Origin of the sequence: Chryseobacterium sp. Bi04, from assembly GCF_918698085.1 — a bacterium.
In the GTDB taxonomy this organism is placed as follows: domain Bacteria; phylum Bacteroidota; class Bacteroidia; order Flavobacteriales; family Weeksellaceae; genus Chryseobacterium.
Window position 1 is genome coordinate 152,984 of sequence record NZ_CAKKLP010000008.1, and the last position, 19,152, is coordinate 172,135.

Annotated in this window: 20 protein-coding genes; 6 read left to right on the forward strand and 14 right to left on the reverse strand. The window is 37.9% G+C overall.

Going from position 1 to position 19,152, the window contains the following annotated elements:
• Position 1 precedes the first annotated feature (1 nt).
• Positions 2-901, forward strand: coding sequence for an AraC family transcriptional regulator (locus tag LQV47_RS14040; protein ID WP_230037879.1), 900 nt, complete (start codon positions 2-4; stop codon positions 899-901).
• 240 nt (positions 902-1,141) lie between these two features.
• Here the strand turns inward: LQV47_RS14040 and lipA are convergent, their stop codons facing one another.
• Complete coding sequence (gene lipA, locus LQV47_RS14045; RefSeq protein ID WP_027374985.1) at positions 1,142-2,008, reverse strand: lipoyl synthase; 867 nt, start codon at positions 2,006-2,008, stop codon at positions 1,142-1,144.
• A 219-nt stretch (positions 2,009-2,227) separates the two neighbouring features.
• On the opposite strand from lipA, the gene LQV47_RS14050 reads away from it, so the two are divergent.
• The gene (locus tag LQV47_RS14050) at positions 2,228-2,665 is read left to right on the forward strand and encodes a DUF6526 family protein (protein WP_230037880.1); all 438 of its coding nucleotides are present in this window, start codon (positions 2,228-2,230) and stop codon (positions 2,663-2,665) included.
• A gap of 195 nt (positions 2,666-2,860) precedes the next feature.
• Entirely contained in the window at positions 2,861-3,967 is a 1,107-nt protein-coding gene (locus LQV47_RS14055) for a DNA topoisomerase IB (protein WP_230037882.1), read from the forward strand.
• A gap of 169 nt (positions 3,968-4,136) precedes the next feature.
• Here the strand turns inward: LQV47_RS14055 and LQV47_RS14060 are convergent, their stop codons facing one another.
• From LQV47_RS14060 to LQV47_RS14120, 13 genes are all read right to left on the reverse strand, one after another.
• The gene (locus LQV47_RS14060) at positions 4,137-5,024 is read right to left on the reverse strand and encodes a helix-turn-helix domain-containing protein (protein ID WP_230037885.1); all 888 of its coding nucleotides are present in this window, start codon (positions 5,022-5,024) and stop codon (positions 4,137-4,139) included.
• A 141-nt stretch (positions 5,025-5,165) separates the two neighbouring features.
• Positions 5,166-7,412 (reverse strand): TonB-dependent receptor plug domain-containing protein, encoded by a 2,247-nt coding sequence (locus LQV47_RS14065; protein ID WP_230037887.1) that lies wholly within the window; start codon positions 7,410-7,412, stop codon positions 5,166-5,168.
• A gap of 202 nt (positions 7,413-7,614) precedes the next feature.
• Positions 7,615-8,502, reverse strand: coding sequence for an urea transporter (locus tag LQV47_RS14070; protein ID WP_230037889.1), 888 nt, complete (start codon positions 8,500-8,502; stop codon positions 7,615-7,617).
• Positions 8,503-8,659: 157 nt separating this feature from the next.
• A complete protein-coding gene (locus LQV47_RS14075) occupies positions 8,660-9,361 on the reverse strand; it encodes a hypothetical protein (protein ID WP_230037890.1) in 702 nt (233 codons plus the stop codon).
• Positions 9,362-9,500: 139 nt separating this feature from the next.
• On the reverse strand, positions 9,501-10,289 hold the full coding sequence (locus LQV47_RS14080; RefSeq protein ID WP_230037892.1) for an urease accessory protein UreD: 789 nt from the start codon (positions 10,287-10,289) through the stop codon (positions 9,501-9,503).
• On the reverse strand, positions 10,289-10,927 hold the full coding sequence (gene ureG, locus LQV47_RS14085) for an urease accessory protein UreG (RefSeq protein WP_230037894.1): 639 nt from the start codon (positions 10,925-10,927) through the stop codon (positions 10,289-10,291). The genes LQV47_RS14080 and ureG overlap by 1 nt, the downstream gene beginning before the upstream one ends.
• A gap of 155 nt (positions 10,928-11,082) precedes the next feature.
• Positions 11,083-11,772, reverse strand: coding sequence for an urease accessory protein UreF (locus LQV47_RS14090; RefSeq protein WP_230037996.1), 690 nt, complete (start codon positions 11,770-11,772; stop codon positions 11,083-11,085).
• Position 11,773: 1 nt separating this feature from the next.
• On the reverse strand, positions 11,774-12,283 hold the full coding sequence (gene ureE / locus LQV47_RS14095) for an urease accessory protein UreE (protein WP_230037896.1): 510 nt from the start codon (positions 12,281-12,283) through the stop codon (positions 11,774-11,776).
• A complete protein-coding gene (locus LQV47_RS14100) occupies positions 12,273-12,923 on the reverse strand; it encodes a hypothetical protein (protein WP_230037898.1) in 651 nt (216 codons plus the stop codon). The genes ureE and LQV47_RS14100 overlap by 11 nt, the downstream gene beginning before the upstream one ends.
• Before the next feature lie 114 nt (positions 12,924-13,037).
• Positions 13,038-14,759, reverse strand: coding sequence for an urease subunit alpha (ureC, locus tag LQV47_RS14105; protein WP_230037899.1), 1,722 nt, complete (start codon positions 14,757-14,759; stop codon positions 13,038-13,040).
• A gap of 1 nt (position 14,760) precedes the next feature.
• On the reverse strand, positions 14,761-15,129 hold the full coding sequence (gene ureB / locus LQV47_RS14110; protein WP_230037901.1) for an urease subunit beta: 369 nt from the start codon (positions 15,127-15,129) through the stop codon (positions 14,761-14,763).
• A 13-nt stretch (positions 15,130-15,142) separates the two neighbouring features.
• The gene (gene ureA, locus LQV47_RS14115; RefSeq protein WP_047487498.1) at positions 15,143-15,445 is read right to left on the reverse strand and encodes an urease subunit gamma; all 303 of its coding nucleotides are present in this window, start codon (positions 15,443-15,445) and stop codon (positions 15,143-15,145) included.
• Between the two features lie 157 nt (positions 15,446-15,602).
• A complete protein-coding gene (locus LQV47_RS14120; protein WP_230037903.1) occupies positions 15,603-15,968 on the reverse strand; it encodes a hypothetical protein in 366 nt (121 codons plus the stop codon).
• A gap of 405 nt (positions 15,969-16,373) precedes the next feature.
• Between LQV47_RS14120 and pruA the strand changes: the two genes are divergently transcribed.
• From pruA to LQV47_RS14135, 3 genes are all read left to right on the forward strand, one after another.
• Positions 16,374-17,999 carry an L-glutamate gamma-semialdehyde dehydrogenase gene (pruA, locus tag LQV47_RS14125; RefSeq protein ID WP_230037905.1) on the forward strand — a complete coding sequence of 542 codons (1,626 nt, stop codon included), beginning with the start codon at positions 16,374-16,376 and terminating at the stop codon, positions 17,997-17,999.
• A 396-nt stretch (positions 18,000-18,395) separates the two neighbouring features.
• Positions 18,396-18,614 (forward strand): cytochrome C551, encoded by a 219-nt coding sequence (locus LQV47_RS14130; protein ID WP_230037907.1) that lies wholly within the window; start codon positions 18,396-18,398, stop codon positions 18,612-18,614.
• Between the two features lie 176 nt (positions 18,615-18,790).
• Positions 18,791-18,997 carry a hypothetical protein gene (locus tag LQV47_RS14135; RefSeq protein ID WP_230037908.1) on the forward strand — a complete coding sequence of 69 codons (207 nt, stop codon included), beginning with the start codon at positions 18,791-18,793 and terminating at the stop codon, positions 18,995-18,997.
• The last annotated feature ends 155 nt before the right edge of the window (positions 18,998-19,152 follow it).

Consider the following 19,152-nt stretch of genomic DNA (forward strand, 5'->3'; position numbering starts at 1 on the left):
AATGAAAATCCAGAAAGAAATTATAATGTTTGATAAAGGGAAATCTTTCAAACTTTTCTCACCTTCTTTGAAAAATTGTTTTTTCTGGCATTATCATCCTGAAATAGAGCTTGTTTATGTAGAAGCCACCAATGGAATCCGACATGTAGGAAAAGATATTTCCGGCTTTACAGAAAGCGATTTGCTGTTGATAGGTTCCAATGTACCTCATCTGAATTTTGATTACGGTATTCAGACAGAATGTAAACAGCTTGTATTGCAAATGCATGAAAATTTCCTTCAGGATATTATTCTGCCTGTTCCGGAGTATGAAGAGATCAAAAATCTGTTGGAAAGATCTTATCTTGGATTATCCTTCTCCGGAGAAACAAAAAAAATAATTGTAGAAAGGCTTCAGTCTATGAAAGAAAAAAATTCTTTTGCATCCCTCATCGGACTGATGGAAATTCTGCAGATCCTTGCAAATTCTACAGATGTAAAAGAACTCAATAAAGAAGACACCAGAATAAAATGGTTTTTGAATGACAAGATCAGAATGGGAACCATCTATGACTATATCCATGAAAATTATGACCGGAAACCTAATGTAAATGAAATTGCAAAGATAGTCAGCCTGAGTACTCCTGCTTTCTGCCGTTATTTTAAAAAGCAAACGAATATGACTTTTACAGATTTTGTGAATAATTACAGAATTAACCAGGCCAAAATATTTCTGCTGAAAGATTGTTCTGTAACGGAAGTCTGCTTTCAGGTGGGATTTGAAAGCCTGTCCTATTTTAATAAATTATTTAAACAGCACACCGGAGAAACACCGTCTGAGTTTAAGAAAAAACAATTTAAACCTATTGAGATCAATGGAAGGATCGGAATTATTACCAAGGAATCTTCATGTAATAAATAATCCCGAAGATTTTTAGGTTTCGGCTAAAGCCACATTGATTGGATCTATATATAAAATGGGCTAAAGCCCATTCCTATTGAATTTTAATAGTAAAATATTTATATTCTTTATTCTTTATTCTTTATTCTTTATTCTATTAAAAAAGTCCATCCTATCCACCCGGTAGCCTAACCTATACCCTATTATCCGTCACCTACTCATATATAAAAAGCCGTTCATTTCTGAACGGCTGTATATTTTCTAGTGAATATGTTTTTCTGCGTGGTAAGAACTTCTTACAAGAGGTGAGCTCTCAACATGTCTGAATCCTAAGCTTCTTGCAAAATCTCCAAACTCATCAAACTCTTCCGGAGTAATGAATTTTTTTACAGGAAGGTGTTTCTTAGTAGGCTGAAGATATTGCCCAAGAGTAATGACATCTACATTTGCATTTCTGATGTCTTCAATCGTTTGAAAAACCTCATCTCTGGTTTCTCCCAGACCAAGCATTACACCGGTTTTGGTTCTTCTTTGTCCTGCTTCTTTCAGATATCTTAAAACCTCAAGGCTTCTTTCATATTTTGCCTGAATTCTCACTTCTCTGGTTAACCGTTTTACGGTTTCCATATTATGAGAGATTACTTCAGGAGCAACTTCCACTAATCTGTCAAGGTGTTTGGTAATTCCCTGGAAGTCCGGAATCAATGTTTCCATTGTGGTTCCCGGAGAAATTCTTCTTACAGCATTTACCGTTTCACCCCAAAGGATAGATCCCATATCTTTCAAATCGTCGCGGTCTACAGAGGTAAGAACGGCATGTTTGATTTTCATTAATTTGATGGAACGGGCAACTTTTTCAGGTTCATCCCAGTTTACATCAAGCGGTTTTCCTGTTTTTACTCCACAAAATCCACAGCTTCTGGTGCAGATATTTCCCAAAATCATGAAAGTGGCGGTACCCTCTCCCCAGCATTCTCCCATATTGGGGCAGCTTCCACTTTGGCAAATTGTGTTTAGTTTATATTTATCAACCAAAGTTCTAAGTTCCCGGTAGTTCTTTCCGGTAGGAAGTTTTACGCGGATCCATTTTGGTTTTTGAACGGTAGTGTCTTGAACTGAATTTTCCATTTCTAAAATTGAAGTTCAAAGTTAAGGATTTTTTAATGGAAACCATCTACCGGAAAAATTGATGAAACTGATAATTCAACAATAAAGTTCTAATTTTCAACAGGAATCATACATTAAAACATTTATTATAAATTCTTTATAGTATTATTTTCATACCACAAAACAATATTTATTATTAATAATATAATTTTTTGGAAAGATTATTGCTGTATTCCACCTATGAAAGAACAAAGCTACAGGAATCACAGGAAATTTTATACCCCTCATCATTTCATATATCTTCCCATATTAATTGTATTGGAAATTTTAGGAATTTATAAAATCACAGATGATCCGGGAAACCAACTGATCTGGGTTTTGTTTTCAATTGTGATTTTTCTGCTTTTTTACCTTGCATTTATGACCAGGCAGCATTATGCTTTGGGACTTCAGAACCGCATGGTTATTCTGGAATTTAAGCAGCGGTATTTTGAAATTTTCAATAAAAGGTCTGACGAGATTGTTGAAAAATTAAAGTTCGACCAAATTGCTGCCCTGAGATTCACTTATGATGATGAATTTAAAGAACTTTTATATAAAGCACTTGATCAGAATATTTCCGGTGATGAAATCAAAAGATCTATAAAAAACTGGAGGGCTGATCTTCTCAGAGTTTAACACCTAAAATATATTCTTATGAAAAAATGGAGCATTTACAGCATAGCGATATTAAGTTTGCTAACACTCACAAGTTGTGAAGCAGTAGAAACAATTTTTAAGGCAGGAATGTGGTGGGGAATTATCTTAGTCGGCGCAATAGTAGTGATTCTTTTACTGATTTTTTCGAAGGGTAAAAACTCTTAACCATGTCTTATGGAGAAGAATGCAGATTTAGAAATCATTTCTCACCTTAAGCCTTCAAAAATTGTTAAAATCATGAAGGATCCGGAAGCATCTGCAAAGGCGGTACATCTTATATATACCACCGATGCAGAAACTGCCGGAATTACGCGTAAAAAAACAGGAAAGAAATATTCCTATTATAAGGACGGCGAAAAAATTAAGGATAAAGAGGAAATTACCAGAATTAATAAACTGGTCATTCCGCCGGCCTGGGAAAACGTTTGGATCTGTGCGCTGGACAATGGCCATCTTCAGGCCACAGGTTTTGATGTAAAGAGAAGAAAACAATACCGCTACCACCCTCTTTGGAGTGCTTTAAGAAATCACACGAAATTTTACAGGATGCTTCAGTTTGGATATGCATTACCCAATATCCGTCTGCAGCTGGAACAGGATCTGGCTTTAAGGAATTTTGAAAAACGGAAGGTATTGGCGTTAATTGTCAGCTTGATGCAGAGAACCAATATCCGTATCGGCAATAATGTGTATGAAAAACTATATGGATCTTTCGGGCTTACCACACTGAAGGATAAACATGTTGAAGTAAAAGGGCAAAAAATCAGTTTTTCATTTAAAGGAAAAAAAGGCATTCAGCATCATATTGACCTTAGGAGCAAAAAACTGGCAAGACTTGTTCAAAAATGTAAAGATATTCCGGGGAAAGAGCTTTTTCAATATTTTGATGGTGAAGGCACGCGCCACTCTATAGATTCCGGAATGGTAAATGAATATATCAAAGAAATAAGTGGTGAAGATTTTACAGCAAAAGACTTCAGAACATGGTCCGGAACGGTAAGTGCCCTGATCGCTTTTAAGGAAATAGGGTATGCTGAAAATGATACTCAGTATAAGAAGATGGTAAAAGAAGCACTGGATATCGTTGCCAAACATTTGGGGAACACCATTGCTGTCTGCAGAAAATATTATGTACATCCTCTGGTGATTAATCTCTACGAAAATAATACCATAAAAAAATACCTTGACGAGTTAGATGTCATTGAAGAGAATGATGGCAAAGCCGGCCTTACCCAGGAAGAAAAGCTTGTTCTTAAAATTCTGGAAAATGAAAAGATGTAAAGGAAATATCACTGGTGAATAGTGAATTTGCCCCGCGATGAATTAACTCCTGTTTATCATTATTGCAGTTTCCGGATTTGCGTTGATATGAAGAATTTATTGCCTTCACTCATTGAATTGCGCAGCAAAATTGACCATTGACATTATTGTATATAATTAATCTCACTTATCAAACAGGAACTCTGCTATTTAAAAACTGTATCCTGTATTCTTTCGGGGTAATTCCTGCAATCTTTTTAAAAAGCTGCGTAAAATGTGATGCTGTATGAAAATTCAGCTCATAGGCTATCTCTGCAATGTCTTTACTTGAATGCAGCAGTGCCTTGCTGTAATTGATATCTATTTCATTAATCCATTGTTTCGGAGATTTCTGGGTAACTCCTTTCACGCATTTGTTCAGATAACTTTCTGTCACCGACAGTTTATCAGCGTAGAAAGCCACTCTTTTTTCTACGACATGATACTTAAACAGTAAATCTCTGAACTGAAGAGACAACTCCATAGGACGGGTGGCTGATTTATGATGGGTATCAGAATCTGTACTCAGCATTTTGATCAGGATAAGGTGAAGCATAGTCACCACCACATCATTTACATTAAGATTATTCAGCCATAATTCCTGTTCCATAATCGGAAGGAGCTGTGTAATAGTACCGTAGGTGAGGCTGTCCAGATTCAGAAAAGGAGTCATAAAGAAAATGCTGCTTTTATGTTTGGGTAATTCCTGTTCAGAAAGAATATTATTTTCATAGGCGAGAAAAAAACCTTCAATATCGTCAGACAATTCTACGGTAGCCGTAATTGTTCCCTGCTTGATAAAGATAACACCTCCTTTTTCAGCATGGTATTCTTTATTTTCAAGATACTGTTTAATATGCCCGTTGGTAATGAAAATAATGAAATTAAAGGTGGTACGGTATGGAATCACCGGCATCAAAATCCCTTTAAGATAATTTTCTATCCTATATAGCTGTATATCAGCATTATTAGCCAGTATCTTATCCGTTATCTGGGGTAAAAAGAGCTTTTTGTATTGAAAATTGGATAATACTTCCATCCGATGTAATGATTATTTAAAATTATACAAAATTTATTAGTTAGAATCAGAGAATTTGAAAATTTGAGAATGAGTTAATTTGAAAATGAATAATACTATTCTTTACCATCCTCAAATACTCTCACCCTCAAACGCTCTACTCTAAAACTTATAATACACTCCCACTCTTATCCCAAAAGGGCTTCCCGGTGTATAAGTAAGGTCTGTAATTGGTTCTGCTTCTCCTTTTAACTGGGTTTCTGTTGCGAACTGAGCTTCATTCCATTGTACATTGAAAAGATTGCTGACCTGAAGGTTAGCCCCCCATTTCTGGCGGTTGTAAGCCAATACCAGATCATTTACAAAATAGGCTTTTGTTCTGATGCTGTTGTCTTCTACAGCCGGTCTTGCTCCAAGATAACGATATTGAAGTCCCAAAGAAAAGCCGTTCAGGAAATCCCAGTTTACAGATCCGGTACTGGTAACCACAGGTGCTAACGGAATGTAATCCTGTCCTTTTTCTTCTTCAATAAACCTGGCATGAGAATAGTTGATGTCGGCATTCAGGTAAAAATTTTCCAATGGCTGAAAACGGATTCCAAGATCTGCCCCGAAACGTCTTGATTTTCCGGAAGGTTCTACGACAGCATCATCACCTACGTAAACAAATTCCTGCTGCAGATCCATAAACCAAATAGCCGGTGTAATGATAAGCGACTTAAAAGGATGCAATCTAAGTCCGAAATCTCCACCAATTGAATATGGCAGTGTTTTTTGACCGTTAGTCGGAACAACAACTCTCAGATCATTGGAATGGAATCCCATACCCATTTTCAGGAACCACATGATGTTATCATTTTGAGCATAGGAGAAATTTAGTTTCGGGCTCAGCCTTGTGGCTTCTTTTGACTGTCCGGATGGCAATTGTCCGGCATCCAGCAGATTATGCATATTGAAGATAAAGTGATCTACTCTCAAAGCCGGATTGATGGTCCACTTTCCTGTTTTCCATAGTAATCCTGAATAGGCATGAAGGTTGGTTTCCGTACCCGTTACATCCGACATTCTGTTCAATAACAAATCTCTGTGATACACATGATTAAGCTGAAGAGTATTAATATCATCGTTTCTTACCCCTATTCCTGAAATCCAGTTTAATGAGCTGTTGGCAAGAGAAAAGGTTTTGGTATATTTTACTTCTGCTCCATATATATTTCTTCCGTCTGTCTGCTGAATTTCGTCACCATGGTCTTTATCTTTCAAATAAAAGGTAAAATCAGAATAGAGATTAAAATTATACCTGGAATAAAAAGCCATGGCATCAATCTGCTCAGAAGGGGAAATAATATGCTTAAAATTCATCTGAAGATTTGTTCTGGATGTTTTTCCTCCTTCAGTAGGGTCTATGCTGCCCCATCTTCCAATGATTCCTTCATCTACAGCCCGTTCCGGAATCTGCCCGGAAGCATTCCATGAGGAATTGAATGTTGAAAACTGGATATTGAAATAATCATTATCTGTAAGCCATTGGTTATATTTTCCGAAAATATTGACTCTGTTAAAGTTTTGTTTTACATCAAAAGGACCGTCTGTATAGTTATATTCTGCTGCTACATACGCATTTTTTCGCCCCAGATCATCATGCAGGATATTGAACATCCCCAACACTCTTTTTGAATTAAACGAACCTCCTTCCAGTTTGATCATGCTGTTTTTCAATCCATTATAAGTTTGAAAATCAACATACCCTGCTGTATTGAAATCTCCGCGATCCATATAATAGGCTCCTTTTCCGAAATCAATATTATTAACCGTTTCAGGAATCACAAAATGAAGATCAGAATATCCCTGCCCATGGGCATGCGATACAATATTCACAGGCATTCCGTCTACATTTACGCTTACATCGGTACCATGATCGGCATCAAAACCTCTTAAAAAAAGCTGCTCAGCTTTTCCTCCTCCTGCATGCTGTGCTATAAACAATCCCGGGACTTTTCTCAGCAGGTCCTGTGCTGAATTCACCGGAAACTTATTCAAATCAACTTTGGTAATCGCCGATAAAAATGAGCTGTGATTAATGGCCACTTCAGAGATCTGAAAAGGTTTATGCTGTAAAAAAATAACTTTGTTTTTATCTTCATCGTTGGTAACCATCCATTTTACCTCATCATATCCCTGACGGCTGATCACCAGTGTATCTGGAAGAGATGGAACAGGAATAGCAAAAGTACCGTCTGTTCCTGTATGGGTATGGCTGTTTCCGTGGTCATATTTTATAAGTACGTCCGCAATGGGAAATTTGTCATCAGCATCTTTGATCAGCAACTGCTTTTCTGCTTCCTGAGCCGTCATTTTTCCAGTGAAAGCCATGATCAGAAATGCTGCTGCTATTTTAGTTATTTTCATTTTTTATTTTTTTTGATAAAAAGTATGTTGTATAATATTAATGGCTGGGAGTTGAGACGTGAGACATAGAGATAAGAGACGTGAAACCTTTATCAATAGTGAATTCTGCCTCTCAGGTGAATTGTTAATCATCAGTGAAGGGATAACAATTTTGAACTTTAGCGCTAAAACGCTTTTACTCTCCCACTCTCAAACCTAAACACTATGTTTTGGCTTTAAGAAATATCTTCTGAATTAAAAGTGTAATCCATGTTCCTGTTACAAAAGGAAAAGTAAGCACTCCACCTACTGCTCCCAGAGTATTGTTGTCTACAAGATAATCGTCGATAAGTACGGTTAAAACGACAGCAATAAAAACCCAAATTCCGTCTGTCTTTTTGAACCCTGAAAAAACAATTGCAGAAAGCACTGCATTGAACCCAAAAAGCCCCATATGAATTTTGTCGATAGGTTCCCCATGCATATGAGATACGTAAGAACCCAACACCGCTCCTACAAATCCATATAAAGCTGCCGCCGGAGAGCTGATAAAAACAGCAATAAAGAAAATAATACCTGAAAATACTCCGCCCTGGAAAATCACTTCTCCAAAAGCATTGGTACATGTAAGGAAATCATCATAATCCACGGGGCCTGCAGTTGCTGAAATGGCTGCTGAAGGAGGAATCTGGGTAAAATGGTGTAAAGCAAAAATGCATACCCATGTAATGATAATAAAAGGAAAAGTAAATACGGGGATTTTCTTTTGGATAAAGAAATGCTGAATAACGGCTGCCAAAGCTCCTCCCAGTATAATAAGCATCCAGATGAGTACTGTCGTCTGAAACACAAAAGACAATGCTACTCCTACAAGTGCTGCACTGAAGCCGTACAATCCGGCATTAATTTCAGATTGGTCATAATTAAGCTTCATCGCAGTGAAAGTGGCAGCTGCTGTTGAAAGCAATACAGCAATACCTCCCTGCCAGCTTCCCATAAAGATACCTATAAGAAACAGAAGTCCGGTCCATCTGTTTTCCTGAAGCATAATCTGCCCGATTCCTTTTAAAACATAGTCTATAAAGGGTAGTTTTTTGAAAAGTTCGTCCATAGTTTTTTCTGTATAATGTATTTTTTTAATAGATGATGGATTTCAGATTAGAGACACGAGATATGGAGATAGGAGACACGAGACTTTGAGAAGAGAAATCAAGAAGATTGATCATTCAAAAACATGGGTTTACCTCGAATCATGTACCTTAGAAGTTCTACCATCCAAGAAAGACCATTCCGATGCCACAAACTGTTACCACCGCACCGCTCACAACTCCCATATATCTTTCCAGCTTATCTGTATTGAACAATGTTGAGTAGCCATAACGTCCCAGCAGCACCATTCCAAGCATTGTTAATACCGTAGTAATAGTGAATGAAGTCACCAAAACAGCAATTTCTGATATGGAATGTTTTACTCCTGAATAGAATAATAAAGGAATCAACGGTTCACTTGGCCCCATTACAAAAATCATAAAAAGGACAAGTGGAGTTACTTTTATTCTTGTTTGGGGCATGACCACTTCACTGTGATTGTGTTCATACACATACACATCGTCCCCCATCACATCAAAATGCTTGTGAGGCTTGTTCCTGACAGCCTGGATCAATCCATATATTAAGTAAACACCTCCAAAGATCAACAGTGCCCATCCGGAGAAATTTCCTCTCAGGTCCTGGAACCATGAGATTTTATTCAGCTGCCAACCCAGAAATACTCCTATAAACCCTAAAATCAAGGAGCTTAATACATGTCCCAATCCGCAGACTACTGTGAGTACTGCTGTTTTCATCCCGCTCCATTTTTTAGATTTTGAGAGGACAATAAAAGGCAGATAATGATCCGGTCCTGAGGCTGTATGTATAAAGCTTATTGAAACAGCACTTAAAAGAAGTGCCCAAACTGTACTATCCATTTTTGTTTATCTATTGTTTGTTCTTTTTATTAAGTTTTGGCTAAAGCCAGTTGAAAAATATTCTTTTATTAGCGTGGGCTAAAGCCCACTTATATCGATAAAATCAGCCTACCTACTTCAATAAGAATCATTTTAATTTTTATTCCAGTGACCAGAGAATTTCCTGAATATGAAGGAAAAAATTGTATATCAATTCTCCGCCATGTCCCAAAACTCTTACTACAAAACCATTATCCTCCATAGCAGAAACACCTGCTTCCATTTCTTCACGGTGCTGTTCTGCGGCCTCAACAATCTCTTCAATAAGACCGTTTTTGTCTACATTCTCCTTTGTGCTGTAAAAGATCAGAGTTCCCTGATGCGTATACTGTTCCAGATTTCCGATACTGCTGATGGGGATCATATCAGGCTGAATGACAACATTGTCCTTCACTACCAGCTTATTGTCATGATAGATTTCCATAAGGTTTTGAAAACGTTTCAGCTTGAAGACTTCTCCATAATGCTTTCTCCCACAGGTAATTATCTCACTGATGATGATCTGGCTATTTTTTCCGATCTGAATATTGGCTTTACTTTTAAAGTTGGAATCTTCATGGGGAACGATAGGATGAGGAACATAGGCAAAGGAAGTTTCATCCTCCATGGTAACATTAAGCTCCTGAACAGCCTTATCTTTCATATTGAAAAGTCTCTGATACGACTGCGACTGCAGTTGAAGTGAAGCTCCTTTTTCCAGGGCTACATCCAAATGGTAATGGTCACCATCCAGAATTCCCGGAGAGGAGCTCATCACCATCTGATAGAGCTTTTTGTCACTTTTTCGCTGCCCTACAGAAACCACTCTGAAAGGAAGTGAGACATAAAGATCCTTCACATAGGATTCTTCTCCCTTGAATCCTGCAATAATATGTAAACGACTATCCATTATCTTACCAAATCCGGTTCTTCAATTTCTTCTAAAAGGGCATATTTTTTAATCCAGCCGATTACTTTATCCAGTCCTTCGTCCGTTTTTAGATTCGTGAATACAAAAGGATTTCCTTTTCTCATTCTTCTGGCATCATTTTCCATGACTTCGAGGCTTGCTCCTACATGTGGCGCAAGGTCAATTTTATTAATGATCAATAAGTCTGATCTTGTAATACCGGGGCCTCCTTTTCTGGGAATTTTTTCCCCTTCTGCCACATCAATAATGAAGATCGTAACATCTGCAAGATCGGGGCTGAAGGTAGCGGAAAGGTTATCACCTCCACTTTCAATAAGTACCAGTTCGATATCCGGAAAACGGGCGGCCAGCTCATCTACAGCTTCAAGGTTCATACTTGCATCTTCACGAATGGCAGTGTGAGGACATCCTCCTGTTTCTACTCCGATAATTCTTTCATGGGGAAGAAGACTGTTTTTAGCCATAAATTCAGCATCTTCTTTGGTATAAATATCATTAGTAATGACTCCAAGATCATATTTCCCGAATAATTTTCTGCTTAAACGTTCCAATAATGCAGTTTTTCCTGATCCTACAGGCCCTGCCACTCCTACTTTTATATATTTTCTATTTTCCATTTTTTTCTAAATTTCACTTTGTTTGTTCTGACTTTTTAACGCTAAGGGCGCCAAGCTTTTTTTGATTGAATATTTTAAGTTCGCAGAGGCGCTGCACTAAGCAAAGAATATCTGCATTCCAATCTTTTACCTTTTACCTTTACCTTTTCAGCTTATTATGACATATAAAGCCTTGAATACAGTCTCTCATGCTGCATGCATCTGATATCAAAAGCCGTATTACACAGTCCCACCATATCTCTATCCAGCTCCATGGTTTCCCAGACTGTTTTTTCCATAACCGGATATAAGGAAAAAAGAATATCCTGGCCATCAAGCTGCCCCAGAGGTACCAGCTTCACAGCATTGGTGATCATCCCGGCGACTGAAGTGTAATAGAATCCTAATAAGGCTTCGTATAAAGGAATTTTCATTAAACAGGCATATACTCCAAATACAATACAGTAGTGAGAATTGGCCTCTTTATTTTTAATTGCTTTTTCAAATTCCTCCATGAAAGGAAAATTTTCTCTTCTTTTGAAGATTTTAATCAGTCTCAATCCCAATTTTTGACTGGCCTGACGGATTTCCTTTGGACATTTTATGGCATTACATTCATTATCAAGTTGTAACAACAATTGTAAATCCCCATTCTCTGCTGCTTTATATGCCAGTTTTACAAAAGCTCCATCATTGAATTTAAGATTGTACTGAAGCATATTCTGTATAAACTCTTTTGCCGTTTGTAAATCATGTACTATTCTTTCCTGCACATAGGTTTCAAGCCCGTTGGAATGGGTATAACCACCGATAGGAAGTGTAGGATCTGCAAGATGAAGCAGTCCTGACAAGAAGTTTATATTTATATTATTCATCTTTGGGAGCTGCCATTTTTAAGATTTTGGTAAAAATTGTTGAGCCCAGACTTCCATGTCCGTGAGGTTCAACATTGGATTTAAGGAGATTCAGCAGTTTTACGGATTGCTTTTCCGGGTTGAAACCGCTTGCCTCCAGCCATCTGAACATGGGCATTTCAAAAGGCAGCAATACTTTATCTTCCTGGATAAAAAGAGGAATATGTTTATTTCCTATTTCATAGCATACCGTTCCCATTTCCAATAAAGAGCCTGGTACCATTACAATAGCTTCTGTTTCCAGCACATTGACAGCTATTACTTTTTCTGCATCTTCAAAGAGAATATCTCCTTCACGCAAACGTTGACCTTCCTTAAGAAATTTAATGGCAACATCGGTTCCCTGTCTGGTCTTTTTACGCTGGATCCTTTTTGTAGTTTCAAACCATTCCAGATCGAGATAATCTATGGTTTTTGCTGTAGGATTTTCGGTTAGATTGCCTATGGTTTGATTAATTATCATCTTTAGCGGATTTTTTTCTGAAGTCAAAGTTTTTGGAAATGCCTACCCCGAATGTTGAACCACTGATTCCTGCTACATAGCTTTTTGTCCAGCCTTCCTGTTTTGTTTTGGTCTGAAGCATTGAAAGCTCAGCAAACTTGAACTTTAAAGCCCAACCCCCGCCTAACAATATCCCGATCAAAGGATAAGCACGAAGACGGAATCCATTAAAGTTCTGCATAGAATCTGCAGCTCCGGACAATTGCTGTCCCCAGACATAGTGAGCATCAACCTGCCCGATCAGTACAAAATATTTCCCAAGCATTAATGACGGACTGTACCAAATTCCCGCTTCATTTTGTTTATACATTACATGATGGTCAACAGAGTTTTGTGAGTATGCATAATTCACTCCGATAAGGTCATTATTATTGATAAAGTATCCTACGCCAAGCGGAGCACTTGAAACCGTACTGCTGCTGGTGGATGGTGTAGTAACTTTAGAGTAATCCAATGAACCATACATCATAAATTGTCCTTTTGGTCCCTCTTCATCACTTGTAAGCCTGTGTCCCCCCAGAAACTGAGCGCTTATATTTCCTGAAAGCATTGTCATTCCGGCTACAGCAAGGGAGCAAACTGTTTTATTTACGTATTTCATTCTAAACTTAGTTCTATAATTATTTTAAATTCTATTGGATAAACTTTTCAATTTTTAAGTAAACCTTATAGGTTTTAGAAACCTATAAGGTTTGTAGTGGTTGGTATGTTTATCTTAGAACAAGTAATACAACTGTGTTAAAGGAAGTTTTTCTGCCGGCTCACAAGTGATGTACTCTCCATCTACTGTTACTTTATAGTTCTCAGGATTCACTTCAATAAGTGGAGTCTTATCATTATGGATAAGGTCTTTTTTGGAAATATTTCTACAGTTTTTCACCGGAAGGATCATTTTTTCCAGTTTATAGGATGCAATGGTTCCGTTATCTATGGAGATTTGAGAAACAAAGTTGGCACAAATACCAAACTTAGCTTTCCCATGAGCTCCAAACATATTTCTGTAGATAATGGGCTGAGGCGTCGGAATAGAAGCATTAGGATCTCCCATCTTAGCGGCAATTACAAATCCTCCTTTGACAATCATTTCAGGTTTCACACCAAATAATGCCGGCTTCCAAATCACTAAATCTGCCAATTTTCCTTTTTCAAGAGATCCCACATATTCTGAAATACCGTGTGCAATAGCAGGGTTAATGGTATATTTAGCCACATATCTTTTGGCACGGTAGTTATCATTTCCGGTCTCTTTATCTTCTTCCAGATCTCCTCTCTGTTCCTTCATTTTACTGGCGGTCTGCCAGGTTCTGGTAATTACTTCACCCGGTCTTCCCATCGCCTGAGAGTCAGAACTCATGATACTGAAAACTCCCATATCGTGAAGGATATCTTCTGCTGCAATGGTTTCAGGACGGATACGTGAATCTGCAAATGCCACATCTTCAGGTATATTCTTGCTCAGGTGATGGCATACCATCAACATATCTAAATGTTCATCGATCGTATTAATAGTGTAAGGACGGGTTGGGTTTGTAGAAGCGGGAAGTACATTATGGTACATTGCTGCTTTAATGATATCCGGTGCATGCCCTCCACCAGCTCCTTCTGTATGGAATGTGTGGATTACTCTTCCATTGATTGCTCTCATGGTATCTTCAAGGAAACCTCCTTCATTTAAGGTATCCGTATGGATAGCTACCTGAACATCATATTTATCTGCTACTTTTAGCGCTGCATCAATTGTTGCCGGAGTTGCTCCCCAGTCTTCATGAATCTTTACTCCTAAAGCGCCTGCTTCTACCTGCTCTTCGATAGGTTCTTCTGCAGAACAGTTTCCTTTTCCGAAAAATCCAAGGTTCATAGGATACTCTTCAGCCGCTTCAAGCATTTTCTGCATATTGAATTTCCCAGGAGTTACTGTAGTAGCGTTCGTTCCGTCATTAGGACCCGTCCCACCACCAATCATTGTGGTGATTCCGCTGTACAAAGATGTTTCGATCTGTTGTGGACAGATATAGTGAATATGGGTGTCAATTCCTCCTGCTGTTACAATATATCCTTTTCCCCCATGAACTTCTGTAGAAGCTCCGATGATCATATTGGGAGATACGCCATCCATGGTATCAGGGTTTCCTGCTTTTCCTATCCCTACAATCTTACCGTCTTTAATTCCGATATCACCTTTTACAATTCCCCAGTGATCGATAATTACTGCACCGGTAATACAAAGGTCTAAAACACCTTCGTCTCTTTTTGCAGTAACATTCTGCCCCATTCCGTCGCGTACGGTTTTTCCTCCTCCGAAAACAGCCTCATCTCCGTAATGGGTGAAGTCTTTTTCAATTTCAATGATAATTTCAGTGTCTCCCAGTCTGATTTTGTCTCCGGCTGTAGGACCTAATATATTGGCGTATTGTTTTCTGTCTACGTGTAAGCTCATCTTAATGATTTTTAAAGTTTAAGTCTTCAACTTTTGCAAGGCTTGCTTTTTTCTGTTCTTCAGAATCTACCTGTCCGTCAACAAGATTATTGAAGCCCATTGCTTTTTTGGTTCCTCCTATTTCTACCAGCTCCACTTCTTTTTCTTCTCCCGGCTCAAAACGAACTGCAGTACTTGCTACAATATTGAGTCTTTTTCCGAAAGCTTTTTCACGGTCAAAACTCATGGCTTTGTTCACTTCAAAAAAGTGGAAATGGGAACCTACCTGAATAGGGCGGTCTCCTGTATTGGTTACTTTTATTTTCACAGTTTCTCTGCCTTCATTGCAGACAATTGTGCCTTCTTTTACAAAAATTTCTCCTGGTATCATGATGAAATTGGTATTAACGGATTGGGTTGTGTACGGTTACCAGCTTAGTTCCATCAGGGAAAGTAGCTTCAATCTGAACATCGTGGATCATCTCCGCAACGCCCGGCATTACATCTTCTTTTGTAAGAAGGTTTCCACCTTCCTGCATCAGTTCTGCCACTCTTTTCCCATCTCTGGCTCCTTCAAGCAGGAAATGACTGATTAATGCTATGGATTCTGGATAGTTTAATTTAAGGCCTCTTGCCTTTCTTTTTAGAGCAAGTTCGCCTGCCAGAAATAGCATAAGCTTCTCCGTTTCTCTCGGTGTTAAGTGCATTGTTTTTTATTTTAAAATTGGATATACAGTATCTGGTCTGCCTTTCAGAAAAGGCAAATAGAAATACTCAGAAATGTTAACATGAAGAATGAATCCTCCGGACATGCATCTTTTACAATGCAAATCCTGTCAATGGACCATTAAAATTACAAAGGAATTAGCAGCCTGCTATCTGCAGAGAATGGTACAGAATGTACCTTGGTGCTGTAATATAAATACGGTTTTGAACGGCCGCAACCTGACTATTATAGGTATATTCTGCAAAGAAATAGTGCAACCACTGCTGTGCAAGTATTGAATAATCAAATTTTACCTTTTCCCAATCATTGGAATCCTGAACATCCTGTACGTCTGAAAAACTATAAATTTCAGGCTGCGTCTGCTGATCCGATTTTTGCTGAAGAAGATGAATTTTTGAAAGCACATCAGAGTACGCCTGAGTTCTCCCCTTATGTGCAAAAAGACCTGCACATAAAACCGCGAAAAACAACAGAAAAGAGAAAAAGACAACTCTTTTTTTCATACCTTTTAATAATGGTGTAAAATTAGAGTAATCTTAAAAACCGGGCTATCAAAAAGATTATTTAAAATGTTCAAAATCGCGACAAATACAATTTTATATAAAATTCACATTCACAGATAACCACCTAGTTTACAATACTTAAAAGCATTTCATCAACTATGACAAACTTTTTATAGTTCTAATTCATATCAGAATCAGAATTCAGCTCTGTTTTATTCTATTTAAAATATCAAATAAAATCATTACAAATCATCATTTTTTCATTATTAAAAAAGATATATTCCTGGCATCCCGCAATAAAAAGGTTTATTCTATAAAAATTTGCTGTATTTTTTTCTTTCCTTATAATTGTCGTAAATTTGTATACCAACATACTTATTTAATTAAAAAATAATACAACGTAATATGTCAAAAGCAATTTCGCAAGTACCATTGGCGGTAAATGAGCCGGTAAATTCTTATGTACCGGGATCTCCAGAAGTTAAAAGCCTTATCGACACTTATAAAAAAATGTGGGCAGAGAAGGTAGAAGTTCCCATGATCATCAACGGAAAAGAAGTAAAAACTGATAAAAAAGTACAGCTTCAGTCTCCACAGGATCATGCTCATGACTTCGGATTTTACTACCAGGGTGATATGCAGCATGTAGATGACGCCATCAACGCGGCATTGGCAGCTAAAAAAGAATGGAATGAACTGGGATGGGAGCAGCGTGCAGCCATTTTCTTAAAGGCAGCTGATCTTTTGGCTGGGCCTTACAGAGATGTGATTAATGCAGCCACCATGATCGGACAGTCTAAAAATGTACACCAGGCTGAGATTGACGCAGCTTGTGAGTTCATTGATTTCTTGAGATTCAACGTAGAATTCATGACAGAAATGTATTCTGAGCAGCCAGTTTCTGACAACGGAATCTGGAACCGTGTAGAGTACAGACCGTTGGAAGGATTTTGTTTCGCAGTAACTCCTTTCAACTTTACAGCTATTTCCGGAAACCTTCCTACTTGTATGGCTATGTTAGGAAACGTAGTGGTATGGAAGCCTTCCGATAAGCAGGTTTATTCTGCAAAAGTAATCATGGATGTATTGATCGAAGCGGGTCTTCCTGCAGGGGTTATCAACATGATCTTTACAGATGGTAAAGAAACAGCTGAAAAAGTATTGGCACACCGTGATTTTGCAGGTCTTCACTTCACAGGTTCTACAAAAGTATTCCAGGGAATGTGGAAAATGATTGGTGACAATATCCATAATTACAGAACCTATCCAAGAATTGTTGGAGAAACAGGAGGTAAGGATTTTGTAATTGCTCATCCTTCTGCTAATGTAGAAGCGGTAGCTACTGCTTTGGTAAGAGGAGCTTTCGAATACCAGGGACAGAAATGTTCTGCCGCATCCAGAGCTTATGTTCCAAAATCTCTTTGGGCTGATGTGAAAAAAGTAATGGAGGCTCAGATGAGTAGTATTAAAATTGGTTCTCCGGTAGACCCTTCTAACTTTGTGAATGCGGTAATCGACAAAAATTCTTTCGAAAAATGTAAAGGATACATCGACAGAGCTAATGCTTCAGGTGAAGCTACAGTAGCTATTGGTGGTACATGTGATGATTCTAAAGGATGGTTCGTGCACCCTACAGTGATTGAAACAACAAACCCTCAATACGAAAGTATGGTGGAAGAAATCTTCGGGCCTATCTTATCTGTATTTGTATATGAAGATCAGGACTGGAAAGAAACGCTAAAAGTAGTTGATTCTTCTTCTCCTTATTCATTGACAGGTTCTGTATTCTCTCAAGACCGTTATGCAATCAACGAGGCTTACAAAGCCCTGGAAAATGCATCAGGAAACTTCTACATCAATGACAAACCTACAGGTGCTGTAGTAGGACAACAGCCTTTCGGTGGTGGTAGAGCTTCAGGAACCAACGATAAAGCAGGTTCCAAGATGAATCTTCTAAGATGGACCTCTGTAAGAAGCGTAAAAGAGACATTTGTTTCTCCAAAAGACTACAAATATCCATACCTAGGATAATAAGTAATGAGTATAGGTAATGAGCTATTGTTATCTATTCTTTCCATACAGCCTCGGAATTTCGGTTTCGGGGCTTTTTTGTGGTTGGGTGTGGGATACGAGATTCGGGATGCGTAAGGTATAATGTTATCGGATACGCGGTTTCTTTTATCATAACAGTATTTTATTCTCCCCATTCTAACACTCTAACACTCTAACACTCTAATACTCTAACACTCTAATACTCTAACACTCTAATACTCTAATACTCTAATACTTATTCTAATACCCTAAAACTACCTACCATCCGTTGCTTTCTAACATTTTTTAACAAACTTTACCTATATTTTACAATTTCTTACTACCACTTAGGAATAATTGTTGATTTTTCACTAATACACCCCTAAATAAAATTGTATGAAAAAGTTTTTGTTAGCAGCCATTGGAGTAGGATTATTTGCAGTGAGCTGTGGAACCAAGGAATCAACTATGTCAACGAGTAATACTGATTCAACAGCAGTAGACAATACCCAAAAAACGGTACCCTCTACTACTGATACAATGCGTACGAAAGTGGCGAATCCTGACAGTATCAAGATGAAAAAAGATTCAATGGTAACAACTCCTGTCAAATAAGTTATTATAACGTTTAATTTAAAATGGAAAATCTGCAGCTGAAAGTGCTGCAGATTTTTTTTACATTTATCTGATGGCTGATGGCTGATGGCTGATGGCTGATATTTAGCAAAGTTCTTTTAATCTTTTTAATTAAATCACTATATTTGATAAGATCAATCAAAAAAAATATCATTATGAAAAAATTCTGGATAGGAGCTATTTTAGGGCTTTTCTTTCTGGGGAGCTGTGCTCAAAACAAAGAAAAAAGAGAAGAATTCAAGGATGCTCACAATAAAGACTCTTTAAGAAACAAAATGGGAGATTCTGCTGTCGCCAATTCTGAGCAGGCACCGGTAACTTCCGACACTACAACAAAAACAGACAGTACAAGGGCTAAATAAAATCACAAATCCACAGAATATCTGTGGATTTGCACTTAAAAAAACTTGACTGAAAAAAACCGGGCAATCAACCCCGATTATATTGTATTCCCTAACTTTTCGATTAGGTATATTTCCTACGAAGACAAAACAAGGAACCGTGATTATTTCATGGT

Coding starts and splice junctions, on each gene's coding strand:
- LQV47_RS14065 (WP_230037887.1), bottom strand. CDS start 7,412: ATGAAAATAACTAAAATAGCAGCAGCATTTCTGATCATGGCTTTCACT.
- LQV47_RS14100 (WP_230037898.1), bottom strand. CDS start 12,923: ATGAAATACGTAAATAAAACAGTTTGCTCCCTTGCTGTAGCCGGAATG.
- LQV47_RS14075 (WP_230037890.1), bottom strand. CDS start 9,361: ATGGATAGTACAGTTTGGGCACTTCTTTTAAGTGCTGTTTCAATAAGC.
- LQV47_RS14080 (WP_230037892.1), bottom strand. CDS start 10,289: ATGGATAGTCGTTTACATATTATTGCAGGATTCAAGGGAGAAGAATCC.
- LQV47_RS14120 (WP_230037903.1), bottom strand. CDS start 15,968: ATGAAAAAAAGAGTTGTCTTTTTCTCTTTTCTGTTGTTTTTCGCGGTT.
- ureB (WP_230037901.1), bottom strand. CDS start 15,129: ATGATACCAGGAGAAATTTTTGTAAAAGAAGGCACAATTGTCTGCAAT.
- LQV47_RS14130 (WP_230037907.1), top strand. CDS start 18,396: ATGAAAAAGTTTTTGTTAGCAGCCATTGGAGTAGGATTATTTGCAGTG.
- ureA (WP_047487498.1), bottom strand. CDS start 15,445: ATGCACTTAACACCGAGAGAAACGGAGAAGCTTATGCTATTTCTGGCA.
- LQV47_RS14060 (WP_230037885.1), bottom strand. CDS start 5,024: ATGGAAGTATTATCCAATTTTCAATACAAAAAGCTCTTTTTACCCCAG.
- LQV47_RS14050 (WP_230037880.1), top strand. CDS start 2,228: ATGAAAGAACAAAGCTACAGGAATCACAGGAAATTTTATACCCCTCAT.
- ureE (WP_230037896.1), bottom strand. CDS start 12,283: ATGATAATTAATCAAACCATAGGCAATCTAACCGAAAATCCTACAGCA.
- lipA (WP_027374985.1), bottom strand. CDS start 2,008: ATGGAAAATTCAGTTCAAGACACTACCGTTCAAAAACCAAAATGGATC.
- ureC (WP_230037899.1), bottom strand. CDS start 14,759: ATGAGCTTACACGTAGACAGAAAACAATACGCCAATATATTAGGTCCT.
- LQV47_RS14055 (WP_230037882.1), top strand. CDS start 2,861: ATGGAGAAGAATGCAGATTTAGAAATCATTTCTCACCTTAAGCCTTCA.
- LQV47_RS14070 (WP_230037889.1), bottom strand. CDS start 8,502: ATGGACGAACTTTTCAAAAAACTACCCTTTATAGACTATGTTTTAAAA.
- LQV47_RS14135 (WP_230037908.1), top strand. CDS start 18,791: ATGAAAAAATTCTGGATAGGAGCTATTTTAGGGCTTTTCTTTCTGGGG.
- pruA (WP_230037905.1), top strand. CDS start 16,374: ATGTCAAAAGCAATTTCGCAAGTACCATTGGCGGTAAATGAGCCGGTA.
- LQV47_RS14040 (WP_230037879.1), top strand. CDS start 2: ATGAAAATCCAGAAAGAAATTATAATGTTTGATAAAGGGAAATCTTTC.
- ureG (WP_230037894.1), bottom strand. CDS start 10,927: ATGGAAAATAGAAAATATATAAAAGTAGGAGTGGCAGGGCCTGTAGGA.